We start from the raw sequence: 23,173 nt of genomic DNA, 5'->3' as shown, positions 1-23,173 counted from the left end.
TTACGCCTGTAACTCTTGAGTAAGCAACAATGAGCACATTACTAACCGCACAATCCTTACACGTTGATACGGCATTTGGCACGCTATTCGACGATCTCACATTTACCCTGAAAAAAGGCGACCGCATCGGGCTTATCGGCTATAACGGCTGCGGCAAAAGCACGTTGTTAAAGCTGCTTGATGGCACCATTTCTCCCACCAGTGGCGTAATCGCGCAGGCGAATTACTGTCAACTCGCCCGTGTAGAACAACATTTACCCGACGATGTACTGCCGCTAACGTTGCAGGAGGCGGTTCTTGCTCAACTTCCCGAACATGAGCGCGCCAGCCAGCAGTGGCGAGTTGAAGCGTTACTCGCCGAAATGGGCTTTACGTCGGAGAATTTGCACCTCACTGCACAGACGCTGAGCGGCGGGCAGCACACGCGGCTTTTATTAGCGCGGGCGCTGATGCGAAATCCCGATCTGCTGCTGCTGGATGAACCGGGTAACCATCTGGATTTGCCAACATTACTGTGGCTGGAACAGTTCTTACAGAACTGGTCTGGCAGTTTTGTGGTGGTTTCTCACGACCCGCAATTGCTGGATGCGGTGACGCAGGGAACCTGGATCCTGCGCGATCGTACTCTCCATGCCTTCGATCTACCCTGCAGCGAGGCGCGTCAGGCTCTGGCAGAAAGAGACGCCAGCGATGCTCTGCGCCATAAGGCTGAACAAAAGGAGATAGACCGGGTTACCGCCAGCGCTAAACGGCTGGCAACCTGGGGGCGGGTCTACGACAACGAGGATTTGTCCCGCAAAGCGAAGCAGATGGAAAAGCAGGTGCAACGCCTGAAGGGCGTTCAGACGGAAGTGACCGCAGGAAGTCAGTGGACACTAACATTGCATGGCGATGCCCTGCGTGCAGATCGTTTACTGGAGATGACTAATTTGTCGGTGGCCCCTGCTCCCGGCGCAGATACGCTGTTTTCCATTGCCGGAATTCGGTTAAAAAGCGGCGATCGGGTGGCGATTGTCGGACGCAACGGTTGCGGGAAATCTTCGCTGTTAAGGCTTATCTGGCAACAGTTTCAGTCACAGCTGGTATCACCTTCGCTGGTGTTGCACCCGCGCGTTACGTTGGGGTATTACGACCAGACGTTGCATCAGCTTGCCGATAGCGATTCGCTATTTGACGCGCTGGAGCCTTTTGCGCCTCAGCCTGATATCCGCAAAATGGCGCTGATTAGCGCGGGTTTTCCGTGGATCCGCCACGCGCAGAAAGTCAGTGTTTTAAGTGGTGGTGAGCGCTCCCGGCTGCTGTTTGTTGGGCTCTCGCTAGCTCGCTACGGCCTGCTGATGCTCGACGAACCGACCAACCATCTGGATCTGGAAGGTAAAGAGGCGCTGGCAGCAACGCTGCAAAGCTACCACGGCGGCGTGTTGCTGGTCAGTCATGACCGTCAGCTTATCAGCCAAAGCTGCAACCGGTTTTGGTTTATCGACGAGGGTGAGCTTAGCGAATGGCATGACCTGGAGGCAATCAACGCGCGTATTCAGGGCGCCACCAGTGAGTTAATGGTGCATAACAGTGTGGCAAAGGTTGTTCCTGCTCCCCATCGCAGTGGAGATGAAGTACTGGAAAAACTTCTTGAGCTGGAGCAGCGGCTGGCCGACGACCTCGCCCGCAAACCGAAGCATCAGAAACCGCAATTACAGACGCAATGGCGGAAGGAGATTGCGCGTCTGAATTCACAACTGGAGTAAACCCATTGCCGGACAGCGGCGTTGGCCCTGTCCGGCAAATCTTGCGTGACTTGTTTCTTCATGGAAGAGCATCTGGCGTTATGGCGAAGCATGTCCGACGATTGCGTGCGACACAGACTCGCTGTTATCGATGTGGCCAGCCATATTACTGATATCAATATGCCCGGTTATAGGTTGCATCCACTGGCGGGCGATCGCGACGGCATATGGGCAATTCCTGTTTCAGGTAACTGGCGCATTACCTTTGAATTTGTCAATGGCGACGCGTACATATTGGACTACGAGGATTATCATTAATGAAGATGGCAAAAAAACGTGGATATTTCACGCCTGCGTAAGCTGGCAGTGCAGTGATAAAAGTGAATGCCGGATACGCTAACGCCATCCGGCATTTCATTTACTGCTTCGGCTGTTTTTCTTTCCAGGCATCCCATGCCTGCTTGATCTCTTGTTTCGCGGTGGCTGCATCGTTAAAGCCATTTAACTCTACTTTTTTACGCCCTTCCGGCAACTCTTTATACACGCGGAAAAACGACTCCAGTCGTTGCACTTCGATCTTTGGCAAATCGCTCAACTCTTTGATGTCGTCATAGGTGGGGTCAATTTTGCTTGCCGGCACGGCGACAATTTTATCGTCCTTTTCCCCGCCATCGATCATCTTCAGCACGCCGATCGCGCGCAACTTGATCAGCGTTCCCGGGGCCAGCGGTGCCCGGGTATAGAAAATCACATCCAGCGGGTCACCGTCACCTGCCAGGGACTGGGTCAATGAACCGTAGTTTGCCGGATAGACAACCGGCATCGACTGGAAGCGATCGGCGACGATAAAGCCGGTTTTCGCATCGGTTTCATATTTTATGATCCCGCCTGCCGGGATTTCAGTCACGGCATAAAACTCTTCCGGGTTATTCTCCGGCTGCGGAAAGTCGAGGATATTCTGCGCCTGAACGGACGCACAGAGAAATACGCTGACTGCGAGTAATGTTTTCACCAGATGCATTGTCTTTTAACTCTTCTCTTAATGGAAAGACAACACCTTACGTTTACCAGATGACAGAAACATGACGTTTTTTTGGCAAAAAAAATGGCGCTACGTCGGTAGCGCCATTTTTATCAGCAGAACGTTAATGGATTATTGTAACCCTTCCTCGTTCTCTTTTTTGGCTTCGGCCTTTTCAACTTCACGATACCAGCGCGGGTGGTGTTTCTTCGCCCAGCGGCGACTCACCTTCCCTTCGACCATGCCCTTAATCGAACCTTTCACCCAAAATGCCATATACATATGGATGAGGATTGCGTGCATCAGAATGATGCCCGCCGCAGCATGGATTAACAGGCTGTAGCGGACAACCTGCATCGGGAAAAACTGCGCAAAGTACGGACGCCAGATAATGATGCCGGTAATCAGCAGCACGAAAATCATGCTCATGATCGACCAGAACATCATTTTTTGTCCGGCGTTGTATTTGCCCACATCCGCCACCTTGTGTTCATTGCCCTTCAGCACTTCGACAATGTTTTTCAGCCACGGAATATCTTTCTTATCCGGGATGTTGTGGTGCACAAAGCGTACAAACATGAACATTAGCGCGACGAAAATCAGCAGACCGAAGAACGGGTGCAAAATGCGCCCCATCTGTGGCGTACCGAAGGTTTGCGTCAGCCATTGCAGCGTCGGGAAGAAAAACGAAATCCCCGACAGTGCCACCAGAAAGAAGCAGATCACCACCGTCCAGTGACAGGCGCGGTCGATAAACTTCGTGCGCACAATCATTTTCGACTTACTCATGATGATCCTCCTCGTCGTCGTCCACTTCCTTATTCGGACCAATACCAATGTAGTGATAAATCAGTCCGGCGAAGGTGGCGATAAATCCGGCAGCGGCCAGCGGTTTCAGCGCTCCTTTCCACAGATTGATAGAAGTATCGATCTTAGGTTCTTTCGGCAGACCGTGATACAGCTCCGGCTGGTTGGCATGATGCAGAACGTACATGACGTGCGTGCCCCCCACACCTTCCGGGTTGTAGAGACCGGCGTGTTCAAAACCACGTGCTTTCAGTTTTTCCACACGCTGCTCGCCCATTTCCAGCATTTCCTGCTTGGTGCCGAAATGTATTGCCCCGGTTGGACAGGTCTTCACGCAGGCAGGTTCCTGCCCAACGCTGACGCGATCCACACACAGCGTACATTTATACACGCGGTTATCCTCTTTATTGAGGCGCGGAATATTAAATGGACACCCGGCAATACAGTAGCCGCAGCCAATGCAGTGCTCTGACTGGAAATCGACAATCCCGTTGGCATACTGAATGATTGCCCCGGCAGATGGGCATGCTTTCAGGCAGCCCGGATCTTCACAGTGCATACAGCCGTCTTTACGAATCAACCATTCCAGCTTGCCGTTCTGTTCGGTTTCGGTGAACCGCATCACCGTCCAGGACTTAGCGCTGAGATCGGCGGGGTTGTCATACACCCCTACGCAGTGGCCGACTTCGTCACGGATATCGTTCCATTCTGAGCATGCCACCTGACAGGCTTTACAGCCTATACAGGTGGAGACGTCGATTAGCTTCGCAACTTCGGCTTTGTAATCACGGCCCTGAGGCGGCGGCGTGATGGAGTTTGTTGCGGACCTTTTGATGATGTCCTGCGTTTCCATAGACATTTGTTCGCCCCCTTACGCCTTCTCGATGTTAACTAAAAACGCTTTGTATTCCGGCGTTTGCGAGTTTGCATCACCGACATTCGGCGTCAGGGTGTTGGCGATAAAGCCTTTACGCGCGACTCCTTCAAAGCCCCAGTGAATTGGGATCCCAACCGTTTCAACCTGCTGACCGTTGACGTTCAGGGTACGCAGACGACGAGTGACGACAGCAACTGCGCGAATAAATCCACGCTTGCTGCTGACTTTCACGTAATCGCCATTGTTAATTCCCTTCGCTGCCGCCAGTGTTTCGCTGATTTCCACAAACTGCTCTGGCTGGGCAATCGCATTCAGTAATGCGTGCTTGGTCCAGGTATGGAAATGTTCGGTCAGACGATAGGTTGTCCCGACGTACGGGAAATCCTGCTTCGTCCCCATGCGTAATTTATCCGCCTCGTACAGACGTGCTGCCGGGTTGGAGATCACGCTCGGGTGCAGCGGGTTAGTACCCAGCGGTGTTTCCATCGGCTCGTAGTGTTCCGGGAACGGCCCTTCCGCCATTTTATCGATAGCGAACAGACGACCCAGCCCTTCCGGCTGCATAATAAACGGATTAGTGCCACTGCCCGGTGCCGCGGTGCTGAAGTCCGGGATATCGTTCCCCGTCCACTTCGTGCCGTTCCACTGGATCAGCATACGTTTTGGATCCCACGGCTTGCCCTGCGGATCCGCCGATGCGCGGTTATACAGGACGCGACGGTTCAACGGCCATGCCCAGGTCCAGCCCAGCGTATTACCAAGACCTGACGGGTCGGCGTTATCGCGGTTGGCCATCTGGTTGCCCTGCTCGGTCCAGCTACCGGTATAAATCCAGCAGGAGGATGAGGTCGTTCCATCATCGCGAAGGAGTGCAAAGCTGCTGAGCAACTGACCTTTCTTCGCAATTAGCACGCCGTTGGCGTCATAGAGATCTTCCAGCGCATAGCCGTTATTCTCTTTCGCCACTTCTTCGGAATGCGGTTCGTCCGGTTGCTTATAGTTCCAGCTCATTTTCAGCACCGGCTCTACGGCCTTACCGCCTTCAGTGCGATACATATCGCGCAGACGGTGGTAAATACCGGCCAGAATTTCGCCGTCGTTGCGGGCTTCACCCGGCGCATCCTGTCCTTTCCAGTGCCACTGCAGCCAACGGCCGGAGTTGGCGATGGAGCCATCTTCTTCCGCAAAGCAAGTGGATGGCAGACGGAAGACTTCGGTCTGAATAGATGCCGGGTCGACATCGTTAGACTCGCCGTGGTTCTGCCAGAACGTTGAGGTTTCAGTCACCAGCGGATCGATTACCACCAGATACTTCAGTTTACTCAGCGACTGCACCACTTTGTTTTTATCCGGGAAGGACGCAACCGGGTTAAAGCCCTGACAGATGTAGCCGGTGACTTTCCCGCTATCCATCATGTGGAAGTATTTAATGACGTCGTAGGACTGATCCCACTTCGGCAGCCAATCAAAGCCCCAGTCGTTCTCTTTTTGCGCCGCATTGCCATAGAAAGACTTCATCAGACTGACGAAGAATTTCGGATAGTTGCCCCAGTAGTTAACCTGATCGGCTAACGTGGCTTTCGGCGTATTCGCGGCCAGATAGGTTTGCAGATCCGCGTGTTTCTCTGACGGCAGCGTCAGGTAGCCCGGCAGACTGGTCGACAGCAGACCTAAATCAGTTAACCCCTGAATGTTGGAGTGACCGCGTAAGGCGTTAACCCCACCACCTGCCATCCCCATGTTGCCGAGCAACAACTGGATCATCGCCATGGTACGGATGTTCTGCGCCCCGACGGTATGTTGAGTCCAGCCCAGCGCATACAGGAAGGTGGTTGTGCGATCGGCTGCGCTGGTGGAAGCCAGCACTTCGCAGACTTTCAGGAAGTCTGCTTTTGGCGTACCGCAGATGTTTTCCACCACATCCGGCGTGTAGCGGGAAACGTGCTGTTTTAACAGATTCCAGACACAGCGAGGATGGCTTAACGTTTCATCGCGTTTCGCGTAGCCGTTTTCATCGAACTGATAGTTCCAGGACGATTTATCGTATTGGCGTTTTTGTGCGTCGTATCCGCTGAACAGACCGTCTTCAAAAGTAAAGTCATCCCGCACCAGCAGGCTGGCGTTGGTGTAATGCTTCACGTATTCAGCATTGATTTTTTTGTTTTCAATCAGGTACAGCAAAACACCGGACAGGAACGTGATGTCCGTGCCGGAACGAATCGGCGCGTAAATATCTGCCACCGAGGCTGTACGGGTGAAACGAGGGTCAACAACAATCAGCGTGGCATCATTGTTGTTTTTGGCTTCCATCGCCCAGCGGAATCCCACCGGATGTGCTTCAGCGGCGTTACCGCCCATCACCATCACGACGTTGGCGTTTTTAATATCTACCCAGTGGTTGGTCATCGCACCGCGACCAAATGTTGGAGCAAGACTTGCTACCGTTGGTCCGTGTCAGACGCGTGCCTGGTTATCAACTGCCAGCATGCCGAGAGAGCGCACAAATTTTTGCGTCAGCATGCCGGTTTCATTACTTGCCGCAGATGCACACAGCATCCCGGTAGAAAGCCAGCGGTTAACCGTTACGCCCTGCTCATTCTTCTCAATAAAATTGGCGTCGCGGTCAGCTTTCATCAGTTTCGCGATGCGGGTAAAGGCATCATCCCAGCTGATACGCTGCCATTTGTCGGAGCCAGGAGCGCGATATTCCGGGTAACGCAGACGGTTTTCGCTGTGTATGTAATCCAATAATCCTGCGCCCTTAGGACATAATGCCCCACGGCTCACCGGATGATCCGGATCCCCTTCAATATGGTAAATCGATTCTTTGGCGTTTTTAGCTCCATCACCCAGGCTATACATTAATAGCCCGCAACCTACGGAACAGTATGTGCATGTGTTTCGGATCTCTTTGGCGCGTAACAACTTATAGTTTCGCGCCTGAGCCAGTGCCATTTTGGGTGCAAAACCCAGAGCGGCTACTGTTGTTCCCGCCATACCGCCCGCGCAGATTTTAAAAAATTGTCTGCGGCTGACGTCCATTGCTTTCCTCTTTTTTGCAGGGGTTCGTACAGGAAATCTCTCAAATTGCGCCAGCGCGGCTGTTTGAAAGATGACATGTACAACTTCGCGACGAAACTATCAGCTATATCCATATTTTTTTTGCGTCAAATCAATAACGAAACGGTTCCGCTACTAAATAGTGCTCTTTGCTTAACCTTTGTACTCATAAGGGAGTAGGTAAAAGGTAATTAATTAGCGTGCTATGGTGCAAAAGTGCTATAAATTTCAGCTTAATTTTTGCCAGTATCATGGACAGACAAATAGCATGACAAAACAAAAAGCAACGTTGATTGGGCTGATTGCCATTGTGCTCTGGAGCACCATGGTGGGTCTCATTCGTGGAGTAAGTGAAGGACTGGGGCCAGCGGGTGGCGCGGCAATGATTTTTTCATTAAGCGGCTTGTTGCTGATATTTACTGTTGGCTTTCCTGATATCAGAAAAATCCCTGTACGTTATTTGATCGCCGGTAGTGTGCTTTTTGTGAGCTATGAAATATGTTTAGCGCTGGCCCTGGGTTATGCCGCAACTCGTCATCAGGCCATTGAGGTCGGCATGGTCAACTATCTCTGGCCAAGCCTGACAATATTATTTGCCATTTTATTTAATGGCCAGAAAACAACCTGGTTGGTGGTTCCCGGATTAATCATCGCATTGACCGGGGTCTGTTGGGTATTGGGGGGTGAAAATGGTCTCAATCCTGGTGAAATTATCAGCAATGTCGCTACCAGCCCGCTTAGCTATTTCCTCGCCTTTCTCGGAGCTTTTATCTGGGCAACGTATTGCACGGTGACCAATAAATATGCAAAAGGTTTTAATGGCATCACCGTCTTCGTTTTACTGACGGCTGCAAGTTTGTGGGTTTACTATTTTATTACTCCTCAGCCGGAAATGGTTTTCAGCACGTCGATGACGATTAAAATGTTCACCGCTGCATTAACGTTAGGATTTGCCTATGCTGCGTGGAATATCGGTATATTGCACGGTAACGTGACCATCATGGCTGTTGGGTCTTATTTTACCCCGGTGCTTTCCTCCGCATTGGCTGCTGTATTGCTCAGTGCTCCGCTGTCCCTTTCCTTCTGGCAAGGTGCGCTGATGGTCTGCGCTGGCTCGCTGCTTTGCTGGCTGGCAACGCGGCGCGCCTGAAAAAATACGGGTTTTATCACAAATAAATAAAACCCGGCTATACTTTAGACAAATTGATGAATAATAATTGTTCATTCTGTCTGCGCTTTATGTTTATATTTGTTTAATTAAATGTTAAATATGTGGTAATTAATTAACGCCCGAAAATATTATGCGGTTATCCATATCCCTTCACATGTATATATTACACCTGAGAAACTAACACTATTTAAATCATAGGGCTGGCAATAGTCCCCTATGTAAATATACCCATTCAGATCTGTCACATATAAAGATTAATGCAATCAGTTATATTATGTAGATCTGGATCACACAACTTCAAATATTTCGCAATATTATGAAACTTATTATTGAACTTATACCACTGCGTCATTTAAAAATAGTTTGCCATTGACGAACCCCTCGTTTAGCAATGGTTTAGGAAACACACCAAGAAATAATTATAAGGATTATTTAGAATGAAACTTAAATTAGTTGCAGTGGCAGTGACTAGCCTGTTGGCGGCAGGTGCAGTAAACGCAGCTGAGGTATATAACAAAGACGGTAACAAACTGGACCTGTACGGTAAAGTTCACGCTCAGCACTACTTCTCTGATGACACCGGCAGTGATGGCGACAAAACTTATGCACGTATGGGTTTCAAAGGCGAAACTCAGATCAATGACCAACTGGTTGGTTTTGGTCAGTGGGAATATGAATTCAAAGGTAACCGTACTGAATCCACCGGTGGTTCCAACAGCGACAAAACTCGTCTGGCATTCGCTGGTCTGAAATTCGCTGAATACGGTTCTTTCGACTACGGTCGTAACTACGGCGTAGCGTACGACATCGGCGCATGGACCGACGTTCTGCCAGAGTTCGGTGGCGATACCTGGACCCAGACTGACGTATTCATGACTGGCCGTACTACCGGCGTTGCAACCTACCGTAACACCGACTTCTTCGGTCTGGTTGAAGGTCTGAACTTTGCTGCTCAGTACCAGGGCAAAAACGACCGTTCTAATGTCAAAGAAGCTAACGGTGACGGCTTCGGTCTGTCTACCACTTATGAGTATGAAGGCTTCGGCGTAGGTGCTACCTATGCGAAATCTGACCGTACCGATTCCCAGACCCGTGCTGGCAGCGCATTCAAAGCTGACGGTAAAAACGCTGAAGTTTGGGCTGCTGGTCTGAAATATGATGCGAACAACATCTATCTGGCAACCACCTACTCCGAAACCCGCAACATGACCACCTATGGTTCTGTAAACGGTATCGCTGAAAAAACTCAGAACTTTGAAGCTGTTGCTCAGTACCAGTTCGACTTCGGTCTGCGTCCGTCCGTTGCTTACCTGAAATCTAAAGGTAAAGACATTGCAGTATACGGCGACCAGGATCTGGTTGAATACGTAGACCTGGGTGCTACTTACTACTTCAACAAAAACATGTCCACCTTCGTTGATTACAAAATCAACCTGCTGGATGACAACAACTTCACCCGCGCTGCCGGTGTAAGCACCGACAACATCGTAGCTGTTGGTCTGAACTACCAGTTCTAATTTTGTTGTAGCCTGAATACAAAGCCAGTCCTTCAGGGGCTGGCTTTTTCTCTTGATGTAGACTCGGTCATAAGGAGTATGCCGTGCAGACATTCACTGGTCGTTGTCTTTGCGGACAGAGTCATTTTACCGTCGACGTCGAAATGCTGGATGTCTATGCCTGCCACTGTACGCTATGTCAAAAGTGGTCTGGAGGCATTGCTATGTATCTGGAATCCAGCACTCACCCGCAGATGTCGCCAGATTCAGCCGAACCCTCACACTTTCCTTCTTCAAATCGTGGGGAACGTTTCTTCTGTTCCGGTTGCGGATGTCCCCTGTGGTTTACCCTAACGGGCAGCGATCGTTATTTTGTGCCGTGGACATTGCTGGAACTGAACGAGGTGGATCGCCGCCGCCTGGTGTTAGCGGCAGAGATCTATACGGAAACACAACCTGCGTTCTGGAGACTGACGGGGCAATACGCTCGACTCAGTGGAAAAGAAGTCGAAGAGATGGATTACCCCTGTCATTTAGCCCATTAGTTAATGACGCTGTACCTTTGCCAGACTGAACCACATTCCTACCGCCAAAACGATAAGCATGCTGCCGGCACTGCTTAAGGCCACGCTGTGCGACCAGGTAAAGGCTTCTCTGGCTGCTGACAACAACGCATCACTCAGGGACGCCGGAAGCGAATGCGCCAGTTGTACCGCCTCACCCATTGACGATGAAGCTCGCTCTATTTCCTGTGGATTAAGTCCCGCAGGCGGCAGAATCGAGGCTGAAAAGCTACGGCTCAACAGCAAACCAAAGATAGCAATCCCAAGCCCGGCCCCCAGTTCATAAGCCATTGTTTCGATGGCGCCTGCGGCAGCAGCTTTTTCTGCCGGTGCTGCCGCCATGATAGCCGCCGTTGAGGCCAGGAGCGCGCTGGCGGCGCTAAAACCGAGCAAAGCCATCAATATCCAGGCCTGAATCTGCTGGGTACTAAAGTCCGTCATTGCCAGACCGTAAAAACTGACGGCGCTCAGCGCCATACCCGCCGTTGCCACGCAACGTAATCCCAGACGTGATACCAGCATACCAGCGATCGGTCCGCTGAAGCCGCTGGCCAGCATCACCGGTAGCATAAATAACCCCGCCTGATACGGCGTTAAACCATGTACAAACTGCAGCTCCTGAGCCATCAGCAACTCAAAACCAACCAGAGTAATCATCGCCGTCATCGCCATAACTACGCCGCTTAAAATAATACGATGCGTGAACAGCCGCATATCAATCATCGGGCGCGCGGCCGCAAGCTGGATGCGCACGAACTGCCCCAATAATAACGCACCAATTATCAATGTCAGTACGATGACCACGATCGCTGTATGCCCTTTCAACGCCGTTTTCGCGCTGTAAACCAGCAGCAGAATGGCGACAATCAGCATTATCGCATGACCGAAGTTTAACGATTGATCGCGTCGTCCGGCCTGGCGCGGCACATAACGCGCGGTTAATGCCATAACCACCAGGACAATGGGCACATTGATTAAGAACACGGAACCCCAATAGAAGTTCTCCAGCAGCATGCCGCCCACTAACGGTCCAAATGCGGCACCACCGGAACCCACGGTTGCCCACACGCCCAGCGCCATATTACGATGACGTTGCTCGGCAAAGGTTGCGCGGATACCCGCAAGCGTTGCTGGCACAATCATCGCCGCACCAATTGCCAATACGGCCCGGGTGGCAATCAACCAACTGGCGCTGTGGGCAAAGGCGGCGGCCAGCGATGCCAGACCAAACAAGCCTCCACCTAACAGCAGCAAGCGTTTAAAGCCAATGCGATCGCCCAGCGCCCCCATGGGCAACACCATACCGGCCATTACCAGAGAATAAATATCAATGATCCACAGCAGCTCGTTACCACTGGCACCCAGCGTCATACTCAGCGTGGGCGCGGCAACGTGCAGCACCGTTGCATCAATCGCAACAGGGATGTAGACCAGCACAATAATCACTAACGTTAACCACTGACGAAACATAAAATTCCCTTCGAAACCGAAACTGGACACACGTCCAACTTCAGCGATCCTACGGAAAATTGAACATATGTCCAACTTTTTGTTACACTGCGTGCTAAACGGGTATGGGAGGAACGATGAGCTATCTGAATCGGGATGAACGTCGGGAAGTGATTCTGCAGGCGGCAATGCGCGTCGCGCTTGAGGAAGGATTTACTGCCATGACGGTGCGGCGTATTGCCACGGAAGCTCAGGTGTCCACCGGCCAGGTACACCATCACTTTACGTCTGCCGGTGAGTTAAAATCCCTCGCTTTTGTGCAACTGATCCGTACCCTTCTGGATGCCGAACTGGTCAGCGCAAACGCCAGCTTCCGTGAACGGCTTCACGCCATGCTGGGCAGCGAAGACGGCGGGTTTGAACCCTATATTAAACTGTGGCGTGAAGCACAGGTTCTGGCGGATAAAGATCCGGAAATCAAAAGTGCTTACCTGCTGACCATGCGGATGTGGCACGAAGAAACCGCCGCTATCATTGCTCAGGGACAGAAAGCAGGTGAGTTTTCTCCAGGCCCGGATGCTACCGATGTGGCCTGGCGTTTGATTGCGTTGGTCTGCGGTCTGGATGGCATCTATGTATTAGGCATTGAAGAAATGGCCGATCCTGCGTTCGAGCGCCATTTGGATCGTATGATTACGTTAGAGTTAGTTAATTGATGTTATAGATGAATTAATAATACATCTTTTATATTTACAATTGGTAACACTTAAGCAACGTGTAATCCCCCCATCACGCCGCGTTATTGCGCTTTTTTATCTATTCTTTCAGTCAATATTCCCAAAACTTTTCAATAGTTTCTAAAAAGAACCCGCGCGGCGCTGTATGCGTTTATTTCTTTTTCATGAACGGCATGTGCATGGAGAATAATATGTCAGCATCAAATGAGAAAAATAATCGTTATCTTTTAACTGACTGGAAACCGGAGAACCCCGCCTTTTGGGAAAATAAAGGTAAGCATATTGCCCGAAGAAATCTCTGGATATCAGTGAGTTGCCTGTTGCTGGCGTTCTGCGTCTGGATGTTGTTCAGCGCCGTGGCCGTCAATCTGAATAAAATTGGTTTTAATTTTACCACCGACCAACTGTTTTTATTAACCGCATTGCCTTCTCTTTCTGGCGCGATATTACGTGTTCCCTACTCCTTTATGGTACCTATATTTGGGGGGCGTCGCTGGACCATTTTTAGCACCATTATTCTGGTCGTTCCCTGCGTCTGGCTCGGATTTGCCGTGCAAAACACCGCTACTCCGTTTGGCGTATTTATTATTATTGCGCTGATGTGTGGTTTTGCTGGTGCTAACTTTGCCTCCAGCATGGGCAATATCAGCTTTTTCTTCCCAAAAGCGAAACAAGGTAGCGCGTTAGGTGTTAACGGCGGTCTCGGCAACCTTGGCGTCAGCGTGATGCAGTTGATCGCACCGTTGGTGATCTTTCTGCCCATCTTTACCTTTTTGGGCGTACAGGGCGTCCCGCAAGCCGACGGCTCGTTACTGTCGCTGGCCAATGCCGCATGGATTTGGGTTCCGTTATTGCTGATAGCCACCGTGGCGGCAAGCACGGGAATGAACGACATTGCCAGTTCGAAGGCCTCCATTGCTTCCCAGTTACCGGTCCTGAAGCGTTTTCATCTGTGGCTATTAAGCCTGCTGTATCTTGCCACCTTTGGTTCATTTATCGGTTTCTCGGCAGGCTTTGCCATGCTGGCGAAAACCCAGTTCCCGGACGTGAATATTCTGCAACTGGCGTTCTTTGGCCCATTTATTGGCGCGCTTGCGCGTTCGGCGGGCGGCGTGATCTCTGACAAGTTCGGCGGTGTACGCGTCACATTAATTAACTTCATCTTTATGGCGCTGTTTAGTGCCCTGCTGTTTCTTACCCTGCCAGGGTCTGGCGAAGGAAACTTTGTCGCCTTCTACCTGGTGTTTATGGGCTTGTTCCTGACCGCAGGTTTGGGTAGCGGTTCGACCTTCCAGATGATTGCGGTGATCTTTCGCAAAATCACCATTTACCGGGTGAAGCTGCACGGTGGTACTGAAGAACAGGCTCAGCGTGAAGCGGTAACCGATACCGCAGCCGCTCTGGGATTTATCTCTGCTATTGGCGCGGTCGGGGGCTTCTTTATTCCGAAAGCGTTCGGTTCATCGCTGGCGCTGACCGGCTCTCCGGTCGGCGCCATGAAAATATTCCTTGTGTTCTACATCGTCTGCGTGCTGGTGACCTGGCTGGTATACGGCCGTAAATCACAAAAAAAATAGTCATCTTTTGGCCAGTGCGGGCAACGTTATTCGAAGCAGGAGTTATGTCATGAGTAAACTGTTAGATCGCTTTCGCTACTTTAAACAAAAGGGTGAGACATTTGCCGAGGGGCACGGGCAAGTGATGCACACCAACCGGGACTGGGAAGACAGCTATCGTCAGCGCTGGCAGTTCGATAAAATTGTGCGTTCTACCCACGGCGTTAACTGTACCGGCTCATGCAGCTGGAAAATCTACGTCAAAAACGGGCTGGTAACCTGGGAAACTCAGCAAACCGACTATCCTCGTACCCGACCTGACCTGCCAAATCATGAGCCCCGTGGCTGCCCACGCGGCGCAAGTTATTCCTGGTATCTGTACAGCGCCAACCGCCTGAAATATCCGCTGGTGCGTAAACGTCTAATCGAATTGTGGCGCGACGCCCTGTCCCGCCAGCCCGATCCGGTGCTGGCCTGGGAATCCATTATGAACGACCCGCAAAAATGCCTGAGTTACAAGCAGGTGCGCGGGCGCGGCGGGTTTATCCGTTCCAACTGGAAAGAGCTTAATCAGTTGATTGCCGCCGCCAACGTCTGGACGGTAAAAACCTACGGTCCGGATCGCGTGGCCGGATTCTCCCCCATCCCCGCAATGTCGATGGTCTCTTATGCCGCAGGTACACGCTATCTCTCGCTACTGGGCGGAACTTGTCTGAGCTTCTATGACTGGTACTGCGACTTACCGCCTGCATCACCAATGACCTGGGGCGAGCAGACCGATGTACCGGAATCTGCCGACTGGTATAACTCCAGTTATATCATTGCCTGGGGTTCTAACGTGCCACAGACCCGAACCCCGGACGCGCACTTTTTTACTGAAGTACGTTACAAAGGTACCAAGACGATTGCCATTACGCCGGATTACTCGGAGGTCGCCAAACTCTGCGACCAGTGGCTGGCACCCAAACAAGGGACGGACAGCGCGCTGGCGATGGCAATGGGCCACGTCATCCTGAAAGAGTTCCACCTCGACAATCCCAGCGATTACTTCCTCAATTACTGTCGCCGCTATACCGACATGCCGATGCTGGTGCTGCTGGATGCCCGCGAAGATGGCACCTACGAGCCTGGACGCATGATGCGCGCCTCAGACCTTGTCGATGGTCTGGGCGAAAACAACAATCCAGAGTGGAAAACGGTGGCTTTCAACCGCGAAGGCGAACTTGTTGTCCCGAACGGATCCATCGGTTTTCGCTGGGGCGAGAAAGGCAAATGGAATCTCGAATCGCTGGCGGCAGGGACTGAAACAGAGCTTTCCCTCTCGCTGCTTGGTCAGCATGATGACGTGACCGGCGTGGCGTTTCCCTATTTCGGCGGCAACGAAAACCCACATTTTCGCAGCGTGAAACAGGAGCCGGTGCTGATTCGCCAACTGCCGGTAAAACATCTTACCCTCGCCGATGGCAGCCGTTGCCCGGTGGTGAGCGTCTATGATCTGGTACTGGCGAATTACGGCCTCGACCGTGGTCTGGATGATGTTCATAGCGCGCAAGATTACAGCGAAGTGAAAGCCTACACCCCTGCCTGGGGCGAGCAAATTACCGGCGTGCCACGCCGTCATATCGAGCAAATCGCCCGCGAGTTTGCTGATACCGCGCACAAAACGCATGGCCGCTCGATGATCATCCTCGGGGCGGGCGTTAACCACTGGTATCACATGGACATGAACTATCGTGGGATGATTAACATCCTCGTGTTCTGTGGTTGCGTGGGGCAAAGCGGCGGCGGCTGGGCACACTATGTGGGTCAGGAGAAGCTGCGGCCGCAAACCGGTTGGTTACCGCTGGCCTTTGCGCTGGACTGGAACCGTCCTCCGCGTCAGATGAACAGCACTTCGTTTTTCTACAACCACTCCAGTCAGTGGCGCTATGAAAAACTCACCGCTCAGGAACTCCTCTCTCCGCTGGCCGATGCATCGAAGTTTAGTGGGCATTTAATTGATTTTAACGTGCGCGCAGAAAGGATGGGCTGGCTGCCGTCCGCCCCGCAGCTAAACCTCAACCCACTGACCGTTAAGGCAAAGGCAGATCAAGCGGGAATGTCTCCGGTGGAATATACCGCGCAGGCGCTGAAATCGGGTGATATTCGTTTTGCCTGCGAACAGCCGGATAGCGGCAAGAACCATCCACGCAACCTCTTCGTCTGGCGCTCTAACCTGCTCGGCTCTTCCGGTAAAGGGCATGAATACATGCTCAAATATCTGCTGGGTACCGAAAGCGGGATCCAGGGAGAGGCGCTCGGTTCAAGCGACGGTATTAAACCTGAAGAAGTTGAATGGCAGTCCGCAGCGATTGAGGGCAAGCTCGATCTGCTGGTAACGCTCGATTTCCGTATGTCGAGTACCTGCCTGTTCTCCGATATCGTTTTACCAACCGCCACCTGGTATGAAAAAGACGATATGAACACCTCGGATATGCATCCGTTTATTCATCCCTTGTCAGCGGCAGTCGACCCGGCGTGGGAATCGAAGAGCGACTGGGAAATTTATAAAGGCATCGCCAAAGTCTTCTCCGAGGTTTGTGTCGGGCACCTTGGGCAAGAAACGGATGTTGTATTGCAACCACTGCAACACGACTCCCCGGCAGAACTGGCGCAGCCGTTTGACATTCTGGACTGGCGTAAAGGCGAATGCGATCTCCTGCCGGGGAAAACAGCGCCCAATATTGCCGTTGTGGAGCGTGACTACCCCGCCACCTACGAACGTTTTACTTCGCTCGGCCCACTCATGGATAAGCTCGGCAACGGCGGGAAAGGCATTGCGTGGAATACTCAGACGGAGGTCGATTTCCTCGGCAAGCTGAACTACACCAAACGCGAAGGCCCGGCAAAAGGCCGACCGTTGATTGACACCGCACTGGATGCTTCTGAAGTAATCCTCGCCCTGGCACCGGAAACCAACGGTCAGGTGGCGGTAAAAGCCTGGGAAGCGCTGGGCGCGATGACTGGTCGCGACCATACGCATCTGGCCTTGAACAAAGAAGACGAGAAAATTCGTTTTCGCGATATCCAGGCCCAGCCGCGCAAAATTATCTCCAGTCCTACCTGGTCCGGTCTGGAAAGCGAACATGTCTCCTATAACGCAGGCTATACCAACGTCCACGAACTGATCCCATGGCGTACCCTGTCCGGTCGTCAGCAGTTGTATCAGGATCATGCGTGGATGCGAGCGTTTGGTGAAAGTCTGGTGGCATATCGTCCGCCTATCGATACCCGCAGCGTCAGCGAAATGCGCGAAGTTCCGCCTAACGGCTTCCCGGAAAAAGCGCTCAACTTCCTGACGCCGCATCAGAAATGGGGGATCCACTCCACCTACAGCGAAAACCTGCTGATGCTGACGCTTTCTCGCGGCGGCCCCATTGTCTGGATCAGCGAGACCGATGCCAAAGAGCTGGGCATTGAGGATAACGACTGGATTGAAGCCTTCAACGCCAACGGTGCGCTCACCGCGCGTGCAGTGGTGAGTCAACGCGTGCCGCCGGGAATGACCATGATGTATCACGCCCAGGAGCGAATCATGAATATCCCCGGCTCCGAAGTCACCGGGATGCGCGGCGGGATCCACAACTCGGTTACCCGCGTCTGCCCGAAACCCACGCACATGATTGGCGGCTATGCGCAACTGGCATACAGCTTCAACTATTACGGGACGGTCGGCTCTAACCGCGATGAGTTCATCATGATTAGAAAAATGAAAAACATTAACTGGCTGGATGATGAAGGTCGCGATCAGGTACAGGAGGCGAAAAAATGAAAATACGCTCACAGGTAGGCATGGTTCTTAATCTGGATAAGTGCATCGGCTGCCACACCTGCTCCGTCACCTGTAAAAACGTCTGGACCGGGCGTGAAGGGATGGAATATGCATGGTTTAACAACGTCGAGACCAAGCCGGGCATTGGTTATCCGAAAAACTGGGAAGATCAGGAAGAGTGGCAAGGCGGCTGGGTTCGTGATGTCAACGGCAAGATCAGACCGCGTCTGGGCGGCAAGATGGGCGTGATCACCAAAATTTTCGCCAACCCGGTGATCCCGCAAATTGATGATTATTACGAACCGTTTACCTACGATTATCAGCATCTGCATAGCGCGCCGGAGAGCAAGAATCAGCCCACCGCGCGTCCGCGTTCACTGATTGATGGCAAGCGGATGGACAAGATTATCTGGGGTCCCAACTGGGAAGAGCTGCTCGGCGGTGAGTTTTCAAAACGAGCCCGTGACCGTAACTTTGAGAAGATGCAAAAGGAGATGTACGGGCAGTTCGAAAACACCTTCATGATGTATTTACCGCGCCTGTGCGAACACTGTCTGAACCCAAGCTGTGTCGCCACCTGCCCGAGCGGTGCCATCTATAAGCGTGAAGAAGACGGCATCGTGCTGATCGACCAGGACAAATGTCGAGGTTGGCGTTTGTGCATTAGCGGTTGCCCGTATAAAAAAATCTACTTTAACTGGAAGAGTGGCAAATCAGAGAAGTGCATTTTCTGTTATCCACGTATTGAGTCCGGTCAGCCAACGGTGTGTTCAGAAACCTGCGTCGGGCGTATCCGTTATCTCGGCGTATTGCTGTACGACGCCGATCGCATCGAGGAAGCTGCGAGCACCGAGCATGAAACCGATCTCTACGAGCGTCAGTGCGATGTGTTCCTCAACCCGAACGATCCGGCGGTGATTGAAGAAGCGCTGAAACAGGGGATTCCGCACAACGTTATCGAAGCGGCCCAACGTTCACCGGTCTATAAAATGGCGATGGACTGGAAGCTGGCGCTGCCTCTGCATCCCGAATACCGCACTTTGCCGATGGTCTGGTATGTTCCGCCGTTGTCACCGATTCAGTCAATTGCCGACGCCGGTGGCCTGCCGCACAACGGCAACATTTTGCCTGCGGTTGAGTCACTGCGAATTCCGGTTCAATACCTCGCCAACATGCTTAGCGCGGGCGATACCGGCCCGGTACTGCGCGCGCTAAAACGGATGATGGCGATGCGCCACTATATGCGTTCGCAAACCGTCGAAGGTGTTACGGATACTCGCGCGATTGAGGAAGTGGGTCTGAGCGTTGAGCAGGTTGAAGAAATGTATCGCTATCTGGCGATTGCCAACTATGAAGACCGCTTCGTGATCCCGACCAGCCACCGCGAAATGGCGCGCGATGCCTTCCCGGAGAAAAACGGCTGCGGCTTTACCTTCGGTGACGGCTGCCATGGCTCCGACACTAAATTCAACCTGTTCAACAGTAGCCGTATTGACGCTATCGACATCACAGAAGTGCGCGATAAAGCGGAGGGGGAATAATGCAAATCCTGAAGGTTATCGGCCTGCTGATGGAGTACCCCGACGAGCTGCTATGGGAGTGTAAAGACGAGGCACTGGCGCTTGTGGCCTGCGATGCCCCAATGCTTAGCGAATTTAGCCAGGCGCTGCTCAATGCGCCGTTACTGGATAAACAAGCCGAATGGTGCGAAATCTTTGACCGGGGTCGGGCCACCTCTCTGCTGCTGTTTGAACATGTGCACGCCGAGTCTCGTGACCGTGGTCAGGCAATGGTTGATCTGTTGGCGCAGTACGAAAAGGTCGGGCTGCAGCTCGACTGTCGTGAACTGCCGGATCACCTGCCTTTATATCTTGAGTACTTAAGCGTGTTACCGGAAGCGGAGGCTAAAGAAGGGCTGCAGAACGTCGCACCGATTCTGGCGTTACTGGGTGGGCGTTTGAAGCAGCGTGATACGCCCTGGTATCAACTGTTTGATGCCCTGCTGCTGCTTGCAGGAAGCCCCCTCTCAAGTGACAGTGTCACTAAACAGGTTGGCACGGAAACTCGCGACGATACCCGACAGGCGCTGGATGCAGTCTGGGAAGAGGAACAGGTGAAGTTTATTGAGGATAACGCCACCGCCTGTGACAGTTCACCGTTACAAAATTATCAACGACGCTTTAGCCAGGACGTGGCACCTCAGTATGTCGACGTCAGCGCGGGAGGCCCGAAATGATACAGTACCTGAACGTCTTTTTTTACGATATCTATCCGTACCTGTGCGGTACGGTGTTTATCCTCGGCAGTTGGCTACGCTACGACTACGGGCAATACACATGGCGCGCCTCTTCCAGCCAGATGCTGGACAAACGCGGTATGGTGTTGTGGTCAAACTTATTCCATATCGGTATTCTGGGGATATTCTTCGGTCACCTGTTTGGCATGTTAACGCCGCACTGGATGTATGCCTGGTTCCTGCCGATTGCGGTAAAGCAGCAGATGGCGATGATTGCCGGCGGATTTTGTGGCGTGCTGACGCTGGTTGGCGGCGCTGGCTTGCTGGTGCGCCGGCTGACTAATCCGCGCATTCGTGCAACCTCCTCCACCGCCGATATTCTGATCCTCTGCGTTCTGCTGATTCAATGTATTCTCGGTTTAACCACTATCCCGTTCTCAGCGCAGCATCCTGACGGCAGTGAAATGCTGAAACTGGTCGGTTGGGCGCAGTCGGTGGTGACCTTCCAGGGCGGTGCGTCTGCGCATCTGGATGGCGTGGCGTGGATTTTCCGTGTGCATCTGGTTCTGGGAATGACCATTTTCCTGCTGTTCCCGTTCACCCGACTGGTCCACGTATGGAGTGCGCCGTTTGAGTACTTTACCCGCCGTTATCAGATAGTGCGTTCACGCCGCTAATTTTCTCTGATGCCCGGTATAGCTTGCGCTTACCGGGCCTGGATCGCTATCCCGCTTTTTGTACGTTATGATGCTTCTCCATCCCAGGGAGAACGCTAATGAAACCACAGGTTTATCACGTCGATGCCTTTACCTCGCTACCCTTTCGTGGCAATTCAGCGGGAGTGGTGTTGCATGCTGACGGACTGAGCGAAACGCAGATGCAGCTCATTGCTCGCGAGCTACGTCATTCGGAAACCGCATTCCTGCTGACCAGTGACGACAGCGATGTTCACATCCGTTATTTCACGCCGACGGTCGAAGTTCCTATCTGTGGGCACGCTACCGTCGCAGCACATTATGTGCGCGCCAATGTGCTGGGTTTGGGCAACAGCACCGTCTGGCAAACCTCGCTCGCCGGTCGTCATCGGGTCGATATTGAAGCAAGTGACAATGACTATCGCATCAGCCTTGAACAAGGCGTACCTGGATTCGAAGCTCCGCTGGAAGGTGCTGTACGTGCCGCGATAATCGATGCACTGCACCTGAGCGAAGACGATATGCTGCCCGGATTACCCATTCAGGTAGCCACCACCGGACACTCTAAAGTGATGATTGCGCTGAAGCCTGAGGTGGACCTCGACGCCCTTTCCCCGGATTTGCCTGCCCTGACCGCTATCAGCCAGCAAATTGGCTGTAACGGGTTCTTCCCTTTTCAAATTCGCAAGGACGAAAACGCCACCGATGGCCGCATGTTCTCGCCTGCTATTGGTATTGTGGAAGATCCGGTCACCGGCAATGCCAACGGTCCAATGGGGGCGTGGCTGGTTCACCATGGCGTGATGGCGCATGACGGGAAAACGCTACGTGTTCAGGGGTATCAGGGCCGCGCGCTCGGGCGCGACGGTATTGTTGATGTGACGGTGGCTATCCGTGATAACCTGCCGGAAAAAGTGACTATTACCGGTTCGGCAGTGATCCTGTTTCATGCCGAATGGGCGATCGATTTTTGATTGAATCTGTAAGCCGGATGAAGCGATGACGCCGCATCCGGCATTATTCCCATCCTCTATTTCCCCGCCTCCGGATGTGTATCAAACGCCGCCATGACGGTCGCCAGCTCATCCAGGGTAAACCCATGCTTCACATCATCCACACCCAGTCCAAACCGTTCCTGCAGCAAGGCATACAGACTGGCGACATCGGGTAAATTTATCTGTTCTACCGCACGACCATCCTGATAATGGGTAAAATGAAAATTGGTCAACGTCAGCTTGCCGCCGTCCGGAAGATGGCGACACATCAGCAGATGATGACGAAAATGTGATTGTGGCCAGTGCGCGGACCAAAAGTTACCTATCAGATAATCGCTGTGATGTTGCACCACCAGATCGAAGCGGTACATTGACTGCCAGTGATCGTGATGGCGGAACTGCAGAAGCCAGTCATCACCCTCCTGAACCAGGCGATATTCACCGTGCGGCGTTTGCTGCTCAATGTCGGCCTGCAGACGAATCGGCGCCGTCAGCGTTTGTCCGCCGAAGCCAACGTCGGCGATCCACTGCTCTCCCTGTAATTCAACCAGCAACAGACGATGCGTGCGCGGCGGCAAGCTTGACGGATTAGCCAGAACCACTCGTCCGAGAAGGCTACGTACGTTAAAACCGATTTCGCGTAACGCGCGCTCAAACACTCCGTTCTGCTCAAAGCAATAGCCGCCGCGACGCGCGGTCACCAGTTTCTCTTCCAGCGACTGATCGTCGAGTTGCATCTCTCTTGGCAGCAATACATCCAGGTTCTCAAATGGAATTGCACCGTTGTGCAGTAAATGCAGTGCTTTTAAGGTTTCAATGTCGGTGCTGGCCGAACCTGACCAGCCAATGCGGGCAAAATAAGCGGTTAAAAAAGGCGTCATACGGCGTTCCTGTTCGATTGGTGCAGTACTTATAACGCATTTTTAATTTTACGCTGTCGAAATTGTGCGTTGTTCCTCAAGACGAGGCGACAAA

Annotated in this window: 17 protein-coding genes and 1 pseudogene; 12 read left to right on the top strand and 6 right to left on the bottom strand. The window is 52.5% G+C overall.

What is annotated here, in order from left to right; translation table 11 throughout:
* Positions 1 to 29: 29 nt before the first annotated feature.
* Both OGX99_RS20085 and OGX99_RS20080 read left to right on the top strand, forming a co-directional pair.
* Positions 30 to 1,745 carry an ABC-F family ATP-binding cassette domain-containing protein gene (locus OGX99_RS20085; protein ID WP_151219247.1) on the top strand — a complete coding sequence of 572 codons (1,716 nt, stop codon included), beginning with the start codon at positions 30 to 32 and terminating at the stop codon, positions 1,743 to 1,745.
* 80 nt (positions 1,746 to 1,825) lie between these two features.
* Positions 1,826 to 2,042: pseudogene (locus OGX99_RS20080) on the top strand (type II toxin-antitoxin system RelE/ParE family toxin).
* Between the two features lie 100 nt (positions 2,043 to 2,142).
* Here OGX99_RS20080 and OGX99_RS20075 read toward each other — a convergent pair.
* The 4 genes from OGX99_RS20075 to fdnG form a co-directional block, all read right to left on the bottom strand.
* Positions 2,143 to 2,745, bottom strand: coding sequence for an inorganic diphosphatase (locus tag OGX99_RS20075; RefSeq protein WP_151219248.1), 603 nt, complete (start codon positions 2,743 to 2,745; stop codon positions 2,143 to 2,145).
* A 132-nt stretch (positions 2,746 to 2,877) separates the two neighbouring features.
* Entirely contained in the window at positions 2,878 to 3,534 is a 657-nt protein-coding gene (gene fdnI, locus OGX99_RS20070; protein WP_151219249.1) for a formate dehydrogenase-N subunit gamma, read from the bottom strand.
* Positions 3,527 to 4,411: a formate dehydrogenase N subunit beta gene (gene fdnH, locus OGX99_RS20065; RefSeq protein WP_151225463.1), complete on the bottom strand. Its 885-nt coding sequence runs from the start codon at positions 4,409 to 4,411 to the stop codon at positions 3,527 to 3,529. Before fdnH ends, fdnI begins: the two co-directional genes overlap by 8 nt.
* A 12-nt stretch (positions 4,412 to 4,423) precedes the next feature.
* Positions 4,424 to 7,471, bottom strand: a complete 3,048-nt coding sequence (fdnG, locus tag OGX99_RS20060; RefSeq protein ID WP_252838787.1) for a formate dehydrogenase-N subunit alpha — start codon at positions 7,469 to 7,471, stop codon at positions 4,424 to 4,426.
* A 286-nt stretch (positions 7,472 to 7,757) separates the two neighbouring features.
* Between fdnG and yddG the strand changes: the two genes are divergently transcribed.
* From yddG to OGX99_RS20045, 3 genes are all read left to right on the top strand, one after another.
* On the top strand, positions 7,758 to 8,639 hold the full coding sequence (yddG, locus tag OGX99_RS20055; protein ID WP_252838788.1) for an aromatic amino acid efflux DMT transporter YddG: 882 nt from the start codon (positions 7,758 to 7,760) through the stop codon (positions 8,637 to 8,639).
* 458 nt (positions 8,640 to 9,097) lie between these two features.
* The gene (gene ompD, locus OGX99_RS20050; protein WP_252838789.1) at positions 9,098 to 10,177 is read left to right on the top strand and encodes a porin OmpD; all 1,080 of its coding nucleotides are present in this window, start codon (positions 9,098 to 9,100) and stop codon (positions 10,175 to 10,177) included.
* Positions 10,178 to 10,260: 83 nt separating this feature from the next.
* Entirely contained in the window at positions 10,261 to 10,701 is a 441-nt protein-coding gene (locus OGX99_RS20045) for a GFA family protein (protein WP_444505652.1), read from the top strand.
* Here the strand turns inward: OGX99_RS20045 and OGX99_RS20040 are convergent, their stop codons facing one another.
* The gene (locus OGX99_RS20040) at positions 10,702 to 12,189 is read right to left on the bottom strand and encodes an MFS transporter (RefSeq protein WP_187252404.1); all 1,488 of its coding nucleotides are present in this window, start codon (positions 12,187 to 12,189) and stop codon (positions 10,702 to 10,704) included.
* A 116-nt stretch (positions 12,190 to 12,305) separates the two neighbouring features.
* Between OGX99_RS20040 and OGX99_RS20035 the strand changes: the two genes are divergently transcribed.
* The 7 genes from OGX99_RS20035 (at position 12,306) to OGX99_RS20005 (ending at position 22,177) form a co-directional block, all read left to right on the top strand.
* Positions 12,306 to 12,884, top strand: coding sequence for a TetR family transcriptional regulator (locus tag OGX99_RS20035; protein WP_151219254.1), 579 nt, complete (start codon positions 12,306 to 12,308; stop codon positions 12,882 to 12,884).
* 212 nt (positions 12,885 to 13,096) lie between these two features.
* On the top strand, positions 13,097 to 14,482 hold the full coding sequence (locus OGX99_RS20030) for a NarK family nitrate/nitrite MFS transporter (protein ID WP_151219255.1): 1,386 nt from the start codon (positions 13,097 to 13,099) through the stop codon (positions 14,480 to 14,482).
* Positions 14,483 to 14,531: 49 nt separating this feature from the next.
* Positions 14,532 to 18,272 (top strand): nitrate reductase subunit alpha, encoded by a 3,741-nt coding sequence (locus OGX99_RS20025; RefSeq protein ID WP_286544869.1) that lies wholly within the window; start codon positions 14,532 to 14,534, stop codon positions 18,270 to 18,272.
* Complete coding sequence (gene narH, locus OGX99_RS20020) at positions 18,269 to 19,813, top strand: nitrate reductase subunit beta (RefSeq protein WP_151219257.1); 1,545 nt, start codon at positions 18,269 to 18,271, stop codon at positions 19,811 to 19,813. Before OGX99_RS20025 ends, narH begins: the two co-directional genes overlap by 4 nt.
* A complete protein-coding gene (gene narW / locus OGX99_RS20015; protein ID WP_187259641.1) occupies positions 19,813 to 20,508 on the top strand; it encodes a nitrate reductase molybdenum cofactor assembly chaperone in 696 nt (231 codons plus the stop codon). Before narH ends, narW begins: the two co-directional genes overlap by 1 nt.
* Positions 20,505 to 21,185, top strand: coding sequence for a respiratory nitrate reductase subunit gamma (gene narI, locus OGX99_RS20010; RefSeq protein WP_187252403.1), 681 nt, complete (start codon positions 20,505 to 20,507; stop codon positions 21,183 to 21,185). Before narW ends, narI begins: the two co-directional genes overlap by 4 nt.
* 98 nt (positions 21,186 to 21,283) lie before the next feature.
* Positions 21,284 to 22,177, top strand: coding sequence for a PhzF family isomerase (locus tag OGX99_RS20005; protein WP_286544865.1), 894 nt, complete (start codon positions 21,284 to 21,286; stop codon positions 22,175 to 22,177).
* 56 nt (positions 22,178 to 22,233) lie between these two features.
* Here the strand turns inward: OGX99_RS20005 and nhoA are convergent, their stop codons facing one another.
* Positions 22,234 to 23,079: an N-hydroxyarylamine O-acetyltransferase gene (gene nhoA / locus OGX99_RS20000; RefSeq protein ID WP_286544863.1), complete on the bottom strand. Its 846-nt coding sequence runs from the start codon at positions 23,077 to 23,079 to the stop codon at positions 22,234 to 22,236.
* Positions 23,080 to 23,173 lie beyond the last annotated feature (94 nt).

Source organism: Citrobacter sp. Cu096, from assembly GCF_030332285.1.
In the GTDB taxonomy this organism is placed as follows: domain Bacteria; phylum Pseudomonadota; class Gammaproteobacteria; order Enterobacterales; family Enterobacteriaceae; genus Citrobacter; species Citrobacter meridianamericanus.
Note: the sequence above shows the minus strand (reverse complement) of the source record. Positions and strands in the feature narration are given on the sequence as shown.

Bases quoted from the DNA above. Each gene is read 5' to 3' on its own strand.
- fdnH (WP_151225463.1), bottom strand. From the start codon at position 4,411: ATGTCTATGGAAACGCAGGACATCATCAAAAGGTCCGCAACAAACTCC.
- ompD (WP_252838789.1), top strand. From the start codon at position 9,098: ATGAAACTTAAATTAGTTGCAGTGGCAGTGACTAGCCTGTTGGCGGCA.
- OGX99_RS20085 (WP_151219247.1), top strand. From the start codon at position 30: ATGAGCACATTACTAACCGCACAATCCTTACACGTTGATACGGCATTT.
- OGX99_RS20035 (WP_151219254.1), top strand. From the start codon at position 12,306: ATGAGCTATCTGAATCGGGATGAACGTCGGGAAGTGATTCTGCAGGCG.
- OGX99_RS20075 (WP_151219248.1), bottom strand. From the start codon at position 2,745: ATGCATCTGGTGAAAACATTACTCGCAGTCAGCGTATTTCTCTGTGCG.
- OGX99_RS20005 (WP_286544865.1), top strand. From the start codon at position 21,284: ATGAAACCACAGGTTTATCACGTCGATGCCTTTACCTCGCTACCCTTT.
- nhoA (WP_286544863.1), bottom strand. From the start codon at position 23,079: ATGACGCCTTTTTTAACCGCTTATTTTGCCCGCATTGGCTGGTCAGGT.
- narH (WP_151219257.1), top strand. From the start codon at position 18,269: ATGAAAATACGCTCACAGGTAGGCATGGTTCTTAATCTGGATAAGTGC.
- yddG (WP_252838788.1), top strand. From the start codon at position 7,758: ATGACAAAACAAAAAGCAACGTTGATTGGGCTGATTGCCATTGTGCTC.
- OGX99_RS20040 (WP_187252404.1), bottom strand. From the start codon at position 12,189: ATGTTTCGTCAGTGGTTAACGTTAGTGATTATTGTGCTGGTCTACATC.
- fdnI (WP_151219249.1), bottom strand. From the start codon at position 3,534: ATGAGTAAGTCGAAAATGATTGTGCGCACGAAGTTTATCGACCGCGCC.
- narW (WP_187259641.1), top strand. From the start codon at position 19,813: ATGCAAATCCTGAAGGTTATCGGCCTGCTGATGGAGTACCCCGACGAG.
- OGX99_RS20025 (WP_286544869.1), top strand. From the start codon at position 14,532: ATGAGTAAACTGTTAGATCGCTTTCGCTACTTTAAACAAAAGGGTGAG.
- OGX99_RS20030 (WP_151219255.1), top strand. From the start codon at position 13,097: ATGTCAGCATCAAATGAGAAAAATAATCGTTATCTTTTAACTGACTGG.
- narI (WP_187252403.1), top strand. From the start codon at position 20,505: ATGATACAGTACCTGAACGTCTTTTTTTACGATATCTATCCGTACCTG.